This window comes from Flammeovirga sp. OC4, assembly GCF_000812565.1.
Classification (GTDB): Bacteria; Bacteroidota; Bacteroidia; order Cytophagales; family Flammeovirgaceae; genus Flammeovirga.
Genome location: NZ_JTAM01000118.1, coordinates 1 through 9,307 on the forward strand (window position 1 = coordinate 1; position 9,307 = coordinate 9,307).

The 9,307-nt window shown below is 34.1% G+C and carries 6 protein-coding genes; 1 reads left to right on the forward strand and 5 read right to left on the reverse strand.

Annotated features, from left to right (window positions below; all coding sequences use genetic code 11):
* Window positions 1-447: 447 nt before the first annotated feature.
* From PL77_RS29065 to PL77_RS29085, 5 genes are all read right to left on the reverse strand, one after another.
* Window positions 448-2,643: a SpoIIE family protein phosphatase gene (locus tag PL77_RS29065; protein ID WP_044213322.1), complete on the reverse strand. Its 2,196-nt coding sequence runs from the start codon at window positions 2,641-2,643 to the stop codon at window positions 448-450.
* A gap of 102 nt (window positions 2,644-2,745) precedes the next feature.
* Window positions 2,746-3,321, reverse strand: coding sequence for a gamma-glutamyl-gamma-aminobutyrate hydrolase family protein (locus PL77_RS29070; RefSeq protein WP_044213325.1), 576 nt, complete (start codon window positions 3,319-3,321; stop codon window positions 2,746-2,748).
* A 369-nt stretch (window positions 3,322-3,690) separates the two neighbouring features.
* On the reverse strand, window positions 3,691-4,626 hold the full coding sequence (locus PL77_RS29075) for a bifunctional methionine sulfoxide reductase B/A protein (protein ID WP_082026792.1): 936 nt from the start codon (window positions 4,624-4,626) through the stop codon (window positions 3,691-3,693).
* Window positions 4,627-4,879: 253 nt separating this feature from the next.
* Complete coding sequence (locus tag PL77_RS29080) at window positions 4,880-6,400, reverse strand: arylsulfatase (RefSeq protein WP_044213329.1); 1,521 nt, start codon at window positions 6,398-6,400, stop codon at window positions 4,880-4,882.
* Between the two features lie 340 nt (window positions 6,401-6,740).
* Window positions 6,741-7,742 (reverse strand): aldo/keto reductase, encoded by a 1,002-nt coding sequence (locus PL77_RS29085; protein WP_044213332.1) that lies wholly within the window; start codon window positions 7,740-7,742, stop codon window positions 6,741-6,743.
* Window positions 7,743-8,476: 734 nt separating this feature from the next.
* Between PL77_RS29085 and PL77_RS29090 the strand changes: the two genes are divergently transcribed.
* The gene (locus PL77_RS29090) at window positions 8,477-9,208 is read left to right on the forward strand and encodes a DUF1707 domain-containing protein (RefSeq protein WP_044213330.1); all 732 of its coding nucleotides are present in this window, start codon (window positions 8,477-8,479) and stop codon (window positions 9,206-9,208) included.
* Window positions 9,209-9,307 lie beyond the last annotated feature (99 nt).

Below are 9,307 nucleotides of genomic sequence, written 5' to 3' on the forward strand. Positions count from 1 at the left end.
CCTTTTGTGAAGGAGAAATGGTAGTGTATAGTGGTTCGCGAAGTCGTTGCAATGTAACGACCCTACAGAACTGCTTTTAGAAGGTGAGTATAAAACCTTAGTCTTTTGACATGTAATCAGGCAATCATTTAGGTGAAAGGAATGAAATTTAGCTTTTGCGTTCAAAGCCTTGACTTTTTTGCTTCGTTTTTCATCAATGGAAAAATGAAGAAGAAGGAAACTTGAAAGTAGGACATAAAAGCATGAAGAATAATTGATTGGAAGTTTACGGTGCAATAAAAAAGAGGCAAATCAATATTAGTTGAAATGCCTCACATTTTAATTATGAATCGAAAGTAAATTTTCTATGTGCTTTAATTACTAAACACAAGAAAAAATAAAAAATTCGATTACTGAAAGATTATTATGTTAATCGTTGTAGAGTCCAAATATAATATTGAATTAATGCTAACATTTAAACCCAATTAAAAGAATATCATCAATTTGTTTACTGCCATTTTTCCAAGCGTCAAACTTTTGAGTCATCTTTTCTTTCTGCTTTTCCAAAGGAAGTGTATTCCAACTGCAAAGATCTTCAATGAGCTGTTTTCTCATGTATTTCTTATTCTCTTTCCCTCCAAACTGATCTTGAATACCATCTGAATAAATATAGAAAGTATCTGTTTTTTGAATGGCAATGGTATGCTCTTCGTACGTTTTCTGCTTATTCTTCATTCTGTTACCTCCAACATGACGGTTCGTGCCCTTGTAGAGGTCGTATTCACTTTTATCTTTTACAATTAAAAGTGGATTTTTCGCCCCTGCATATTGTAAGGACTTTTTATCTTTGGCAATAGTACAAATGGCAACATCCATTCCTTCACGCGACCATTCATTTTCTTCTTGATGTAGTGTTAGAGCAATGTATTTATCAATTTTCGCTAATATTTCAGCAGGAGAAGTAAGTCCTTCGATATTGACAACCTGATTCATCAATGCATTTCCCATCATAGACATAAATGCACCTGGAATACCGTGTCCTGTACAGTCTAGCGCTGCAATAATGGTTTGTTCATGTTGTTGCCCGACCCAGTAAAAATCACCTGATACAATGTCTCTTGGTTGGTACATCACAAAATGTGAAGAGAAAAATTCAGTAAAATGCTGTTCTGCTGGAAGCATAGCGTTTTGGATGCGCCAACCAGCATGAATACTTTCTTCTGTCTTTTTACTTTGTATTTGTAAAGAGGTGAGTGCCTCTTCTAATTGGTTGGCTGTAGATCGAATCTCAATGTTTTGCTCAGAAATTCTTTCATTCCTCGCTTCTAATTCAAGATTGGTTCTTTTTCTTTGTACCGCATTTTTATACTGTAAGCTTCCGACCACACCGAGTGAAACTATTAATAACAATAAAGTGGCAGCAGCCCAATATTGCTTAGCGATCAATGCTTTTTGAAGTTGATTTTTTTGCTCTAGAATCTCAATTTTCTGTTTTGCAGCTTTCTCGGTTTCTATCAATAATTTCTTCAAATAAGAACGATCAGTTTCTAAGTCGTTTACCTTGGCATTTTGTTGATCAAGATAACTTTTCAATAAATAAACAGCCTCTTCATCGTCCAATTGATTGATACTGTCCAAGAATGAGTAATGATTTTTGAGTTCAGTGAGTGCTTCCCTCAATTGTTCTAATTCATCTTGGTCTGGATTTCCAAAGAGTTCTAATTCTTCTTTAACGGCTAGGTTATATTGACTTTGAGAAATTTCTCCTCTATAATATTTAATACTGTTGAGGTAGGATAATGCTTGAGAGTAGTAATTTCTAAACTTCATCACATCGTCAAGACTTCTGTATTCTGATTTTAGAACAGGCTTGTATTTATATTTCTCTAATAATTTTACAGAAGAGTTGAGTTGTCGGTAAGCATCACTAATCTTGTTCATTCTTAGGTAAGTTCTACCTAGAAATATTTTTGATATTCCCTCAAAGTATCTATTCTCATTTTGCTTACTTTCAGTTATTGCCTCCACAAAGTATTTTCGTGCTTTTGAAAATTTTGGATTTTCTCCAAGCAATTGATTTGTTCCCTTTCCAATAATTGAAAGAACATAGGCGTCTTTGATATTATTCTTATTGGCTATTTCTTCTGCTTTTTCAAAGTAAGGCAAAGCTTCATCCTGAATCTCCAATGAGGTGTACAAGAAGCCAATATTCAAATAAGCGATCACTTCTAGTGTAGATAACTGCAGTTCGTTGGAAAGAAGTTGTGCTTCTAAAAACGATGATTTAGCATTCTCAAAATCAAGACTGACCCTATAGGTCGCACCTAGATCAAGTAAAAAGTTGACTTTATCTGATTTTTGCGTTGACCTTTCTGAAAGCTTTAAGGCTTTTTGGTGAAAGTTAACGGCTTGAGGAAAAGTAGAGAATTCCCTAAAAACAATAGCCTTGGTGTTGTAAGCCATGGCGAGTGCCTCATTATTGGATATTTTCTTTGCTGTTCGTATTGCTTGATTAACAAGTTGAAAAGGCTCTTTTTGAGAAGATGGATTTCTTTCCACAGCCATTAAAGCCATTGCCGTAAGTGTTTCAACTTTTTTGGCATTGTCTTCCATTTTCATTCCTTGTTCAATACTAATAGGAGTAGTATTAGTATCTGCTGCCATTAAATTGAAGCATACTACTAACCCAAGTGCCAATGTGACTAATCTATATCTAGTTTGCACTTCTTTATTATTATGATGGTTTAATTATTTTTTATAACAGGTTTAACCTTTCGTAGTGCAAAGATTTAACCAATTTTGTAGCAATAAAGTACCATAATCTTCAGAGACCTCTGGATGAAATTGTACTCCCCACCAATTCAAAGTTTTATGCTGCATTGCTTCATTTTCGCAAGATTGTGAGTGAGCTAATAATTGAAAGCTGTCGCTTAAAGTAACGCTTTCGCAATGATCTTCTTCAAAGACACTGTTTTGAGGAATTGCGTGGAAAAGAGGAGAAGGGGAAGTCTGTTTTATGGTTTCTAAACTTCTAGCTTCTGTTGTTCTTTTAATTTCACCACCTTCCAACATTCCTAAAATCTGATGTCCAAAACAAACTCCTAATACTGGAGTGTCTATAGTTTTTAATATTTCAAATTTTTTCAAATAGGGTACAGAATCTACCTCTGTCAGTAAAATAGGTGCTCCACTGATGATGATTTTATCAGCATTTATCAAGTGTTCTTCAGTAAGAGATTCTATCGTAACGATAGAATAGTTTAAATTTTCTTGTGTTAGGATCTCACCAAAATGCTTTGTTTTTACGCTTCCACAGTTAACGATTAAATGCTGTATTTCCACTAGAAATTTATTTAGTTTATAATGTACTTAATGCACTGTAAACTAAATTATCGTCAACTTTCAAACTTCCTTCTTCTTCGTTTTTGTCTTGAAACAAAAGAAGCAAAAATCAAGGCCGAGAGAGATGCTACTAAATGATTGCCTAATTACAAAACAAAAGAGAAAGGTCTTATAATTATCTTCTAAAAAGCAGTGCTGTAGGGACGTTGTATTGCAACGTCCTCGCGTACCACAATATATGAACATTTATTCTTCATAGAAGGAATCATCACAATTAACGAAAACCTAGTTTGCAATGTGTTTACCATCAAGATATAAAAAAGCCCATGGAATAAAAAGTTCCATGGGCTAGTGTTGTAGTATCAATTATTAAAAGCGTTCTGTTTTAATATGACAATACGGTTTTGCCTTTTTCTTGAAGTAATACATTTGATGGTATTCTTCAGCATCCCAGAAAGTAGAGGCTTTTGTAACTCTTGTTGCTACATCATATCCTTTATCCTCTAATTCTTTGATTAGCTTTTCGGCAATTTCTTTTTGATAATTTGAAGTATAAAAAACCTCTGATCTATATTGTTTACCAACGTCTGGCCCTTGTCTATTGACTTGAGTAGGGTCATGAATTTCAAAAAATAACCTTGCTAACTCTTCATAAGACACTTTGTTTGGATCATATTTGATCTCCAAAGCTTCAGCATGCCCAGTATCAGTGTAACAAACTTCTTTGTAAGAAGGGTTGTTTTTTTGTCCACCAGTGTAACCTACTTGAGTACTGATTACACCAGGTAATTTAGCAAAGTAATATTCTACACCCCAGAAACATCCGCCAGCAAAAATAGCAACATTCGTTTCTGCTACTTTCTTTTCTTCAGCAGGTGTGAAGTTCAAAGATGCAGAGTTTACACAGTGTCTTGTATTTTTTGCAGTTAATCCTTCACCAATAAATACATGACCTAAGTGAGCATCGCAATTAGCACATAAGATTTCTGTTCTTCTACCGTCAGCATCCGTTTCTCTTTTAACAGCACCTTCTATCTCATCATCAAAACTTGGCCATCCACAATGAGAATCAAATTTATCATCTGATTTATAAAGTGGAGTGTCACATCGTTTACAGGTATAAGTACCATCTTCAAAATGAGCATTATATATCCCGGTGCCTGGACGTTCAGTTCCTTTATGTACAATAACATATTTCTCAAAATCTGTAAGCGGGTTGAATTTTGTATTCTTATCCATATCTTGGCTTAATGTAACGCTATGTAATGCTAATAATAATGTAAGTAATCCGAGTATCCTTTTCATAATGTTTAATTTAGGTTTGTATTATTTTATGAATACAATTTTACGGAAGTATCTACACAAGAAATGTGGTATGGTTCACATTTGTTTTGAATCAACGTTGATTTAACACTTTTTATACCCAATTTTCTATTTGATGTATTCCATATTTTAATTCAAATACCAAGGTGTCCTTCAATTTTTGAACTTGGTAAGGGGAAATAAAAAACCTCTACTAGTAAATAGTAGAGGCTTCTTGTCATGTTTACTTTATGTATTAATTTTTCGGAGTAGTCTGTAAGGACTGTAATACCTTATCAATACCTAAAGAAGAGCCTTGCACTGGTGGAAACTCTTTAAATGTGGCTAAGAATTTACCTGTATAGGCTTGTGCAGGAACGAAAGTCCACATATTGTCAGCAAACCAACGAATGTACAAAGCAGATTTATAAGAAACTTCATACGGGTCAGCTCTGAGGTTGATAAGAATAGGCCATGAAGGCGTTTTTCTGTAAGCCGTATTGATGGCGCCTTCCATGATGGCAAAGTGTAATTTCCAATCTTTGTATCTTAAAGCATTTAAATTGCCTGCTGCATCAAAATAAAAGATCTCATTACGAGGAGCCTCTTTGATGTCTCCTTTCCAGAAACTCATCTGATTGTAGCCGTCTAAGTGTACCTTGAATGTTTTGTCACCAGCTTTATATCCAGTCAGAAGCTTTTCTTTCACATCAGAAACACCTGCAGCGGCCAAAATAGTTGGCATCATATCTTCATGAGAATAGATGCTATTGTCTATAGTACCAGGTTTGATCACACCAGGCCAACGGATAGCACAAGGTACTCTGAAACCACCTTCCCAAGTAGTTCCTTTTTCACCAGCAAATGGAGTAGAACCGCCATCAGGCCATGAGAATTTCTCTGCACCATTGTCAGTAGAGTACATAATCATAGTATTGTCAATAATGCCGAGTTCTTCTAGCTTTGCCAATACAATACCAATGTTTTTATCATGTTCTACCATACCATCAGGGTATAAACCGATACCTGTTACTCCTCTACTTTCTTCTTTAAGGTGAGTCCAAACGTGCATTCTAGTGGCACTTAGCCATACAAAAAATGGTTTCCCATCATTATGTGCTTTTTCAATAAACTGCAATGCCGCTTGTGTAAATTCATCATCCACAGTCTCCATTCTTTTACGAGTCAATGGACCTGTATCTTGAACACGACCGTCAGCGTAAGAGTGAATAACGCCACGAGGACCAAACTTTTTATGGAACTCTGGGTCTTTAGGATAATAGTACGTTTCGGGCTCTTCTTCCGCATTTAAGTGGTAAAGATTGCCGAAAAACTCATCGAAACCGTGATTGGTGGGTAGATGTTCATCTTGATCCCCTAAGTGGTTTTTGCCAAATTGACCAGAAGTATAACCTAAAGGTCTCAATAATTCAGCAATGGTAGGTTGATTGTCTTTGATTCCCTGTTTTGAACCAGGCATACCGATCGTCAACAAACCCGTTCTAAATGGATGTTGCCCTAAAATAAACGCAGCTCTTCCTGCTGTACAGGATTGTTGAGCATACCAATCGGTAAACATTGCCCCTTCGTTGGCAATTCGGTCAATGTTTGGGGTTTTATATCCCATCATACCGTGGTTGTATTTACTAATATTGGCCCAACCAATATCATCACCCCAAATGACTAAGATATTGGGTTTCTTGTTTTTATTTTTCTTTTGTGCATTGGTTGAAAATGCGATGAGCAATAGTGATAAAAAGAAAAGTAATTTTCTCATAGTTTAATGGTCTTAATATATAGAAATAGTGACTTATGTTAAATAAGTTGTCGTTTTTGCCTTCTTAGGTTTCCTTTGAGTTAATAATTAGCTGTTTTGAATTCAATAGGTACTTAAGTAAATGTTCAAAATTATCTATAGCTTAAATGCATTTGAATTAAACTCATGTTTCGTTAAAATTTTTCGTCTTAACTATGGCTAGGACTGTAAATTTTGCCTTACCTGAGATCAATTCATTCTACATTTATAAACTATATTTAATTATGATCAGCTACTTATAAATAAATAAGTACCTACTAAAACAATTATTAATAGGTACTTAAAGTTAGAACATTATCAATTAATTCCAATCAAGTTCTTTTCTTTTCTGCCAGTAGATTTCGTTTTCTTCATATATTTCATCTAACATCTGGAGATCAAACATATCAAGCTGTACTTCGGCTCCTTTTAGGTTTTCTTGAAGCATATCAGCGGTAGAAGCACCACTCAAAGCCACTGAAACCCAAGGTTGAGAGAGTACAAATGCCATAGCAATCGCATCAATACCTACATCGTGTTTTTGTGCAATAGCATTTAATTTTTGTTTGAAAGGTTGAAAGTCCTCCTCTTCATTTCTACCAGTTAAGCGACCATTGGCCACCACTTCTTTAATGATGACACCCCATCCTTGATAGGCCGCTTCTTCTAACATTTTTGAAGCCGACCTTTCTAATATATTGTAAGTTGCTTGCACTGATTGGAATAGGTGCTCACTTTCTCTTTGTATTTTTAAAGCCTTTTCAAGTGTTTCACTTTGTTTCTCTCCACTAAGAGAAAGACCTATAATAGTACCAGTAGATTTAATATCCCATAGTTGTTGCAATACTTCCTCGTTATCCAGTACACCACTTTCTAATGTAGCCGAATGAATATGATAAATATTAAGGTTTTCATCCAGTAAACTAACACTTTCCATCCACTGTTTTTTAAGTAGATCCAAGGTATGACTCTTAATTTCGTGGTGTTCAGCTTTTACATTCCATTCCGCAGTGTATTCATATCCCCATTTCGAGCCTACTACAAGTTTTGAAGTGTCTTCTTGTTGGTTTAGCCAACTTTTCAAAAACAGTTCTCCTTTTCCGTAGCTTCTAGCTGTATCAAAATATCGGATACCATTCTGAAGTGCCACATCCATTACTTGTGCAGCATTCTTTTGCATTACTTCAATGTCGTAGTTATTGTTAAGGTCATCTCCATGTCCTAGGTTTATATATCCGGGTCTTCCTAATGCAGCTAACCCCAATCCAACTCTAGAAACATATAGGTTAGTTTTACCAAATGGAATAATTGAGTTTTTATTCATAAAATTTTCGAAGTCTATTAAGCATTCATAAGGCATCCAATCAGGTGATGCACTGTAAAATTGCTTACGATATTAATAGAATATGGTTCGTTCATCGTTATGAACCGTTCTTTTGATTGAAAAAGAATATCCTAGACTAAATTTTCAATCATTAAAAAATATGGTCAAACAAATTGCGGTCTTTTTTTCTTAAAAACAAAAAAATGGATTGCATTATTTGATAAAAGAATAAATAATTGATGGCATCTATATTTATTCATAAAAAGAGTTTGTCGAAAGAAGCTCTTTTTAGTTTTAGAGTAACTATTTTTTACTTTTTTGAAATTATTTTTTCTGTATTATTTACACTTTATTTTATGTGTTATTGAAAAGAATTTGAAGGGTTATTTTTAAGATTTTAAAAAATAGGCCTATCCTTTGAAAAATCATAAATCCTTACTTTTATAAGTGTAAAAAATACTTTAAAAAAAGTTTGGTAATAATAAGGGTAAGATATACATTTGAAGTACAAAGTAAGAGCATTAGTTTAATCATATATAAACACTATAGACATGAAAAATTTCACAATAGCAACAGTGGTTATCGCGGTAGGATTCGCAATCGCTCTAGCGGTTTCACTATAGATAAATACCTTAACCAATAAAGACATATAATATACTTAACACTTTAGCCTATTGGGTTTTTACTCAATAGGTTTTTTTTGTTACTTTAGTACAAAACTTTAAAGATACGCAATGAAACATGTCTCTCAATTTGGTTTACCGAAGAAACGAAAACAAACTTTAGATATTCTTGAAAAAGCATTTACAGAAGGAAATCTCGACCCTCATGATTATGAAAATAGATTAGATATAGTGATGCAGGCCGATTCAATAGATAAATTAGATCTAGTTTTGTCTGATTTTCCCGAACATTATGTAAAAGAATTAGGTTCCAATATCAAATCTTCTAGTGTGATTGCTCCCGAAAGTATTGCACCACAAGATCATGATAAGTTGTCATTAAATATCTTAGGAGGGAAAAGCCTTGTTATTGATAATGTGAATACAAGTTCATCTAGGATTTTTACAATTATTGGTGAGCAAAATATTAAGTTTAATGACCCTAATTTAAAAAATACAAAATCTGATTATGAAGTAGTTACTATTGTTGGGGAGACGAATGTGGACTTAAGAAACCAATGTTTAGAGGGGGCGGTTGTTAAACTACGTATGACAAAAATTGTAGGAGAGGTAAATATCAAAGTTTTGCCAGGTACTGTTGTAGAAGATCGTACCAAGAAAATTTTAAGTGAATATTCTCATGTTTTAAAAAGTAAAACGTGGAAAAATAAAATATATAATGCTTTTAGTTCTTCAAAAGAAGATGCTGTCCCTACAGTGACAGACAAAGTAAATTGCCATTTAATCTTAGAGGGAATTAGCGTTTTAGGTTCTGTTAATATCACAGTCTATGACGTGCAATAAAATAGAGTAATTAGATCCTTCAAAGAAATAACGAAGCCACTTTAATAAAGGTGGCTTTTTTATTTTGTCTGTACATTGTAAACTAAGTTTTCGAATATT

Excerpts from the sequence above, each read along its gene's own strand:
- PL77_RS29065 (WP_044213322.1), bottom strand. The coding sequence starts at position 2,643 with ATGGCAGCAGATACTAATACTACTCCTATTAGTATTGAACAAGGAATG.
- PL77_RS29075 (WP_082026792.1), bottom strand. The coding sequence starts at position 4,626 with ATGAAAAGGATACTCGGATTACTTACATTATTATTAGCATTACATAGC.
- PL77_RS29080 (WP_044213329.1), bottom strand. The coding sequence starts at position 6,400 with ATGAGAAAATTACTTTTCTTTTTATCACTATTGCTCATCGCATTTTCA.
- PL77_RS29085 (WP_044213332.1), bottom strand. The coding sequence starts at position 7,742 with ATGAATAAAAACTCAATTATTCCATTTGGTAAAACTAACCTATATGTT.
- PL77_RS29090 (WP_044213330.1), top strand. The coding sequence starts at position 8,477 with ATGAAACATGTCTCTCAATTTGGTTTACCGAAGAAACGAAAACAAACT.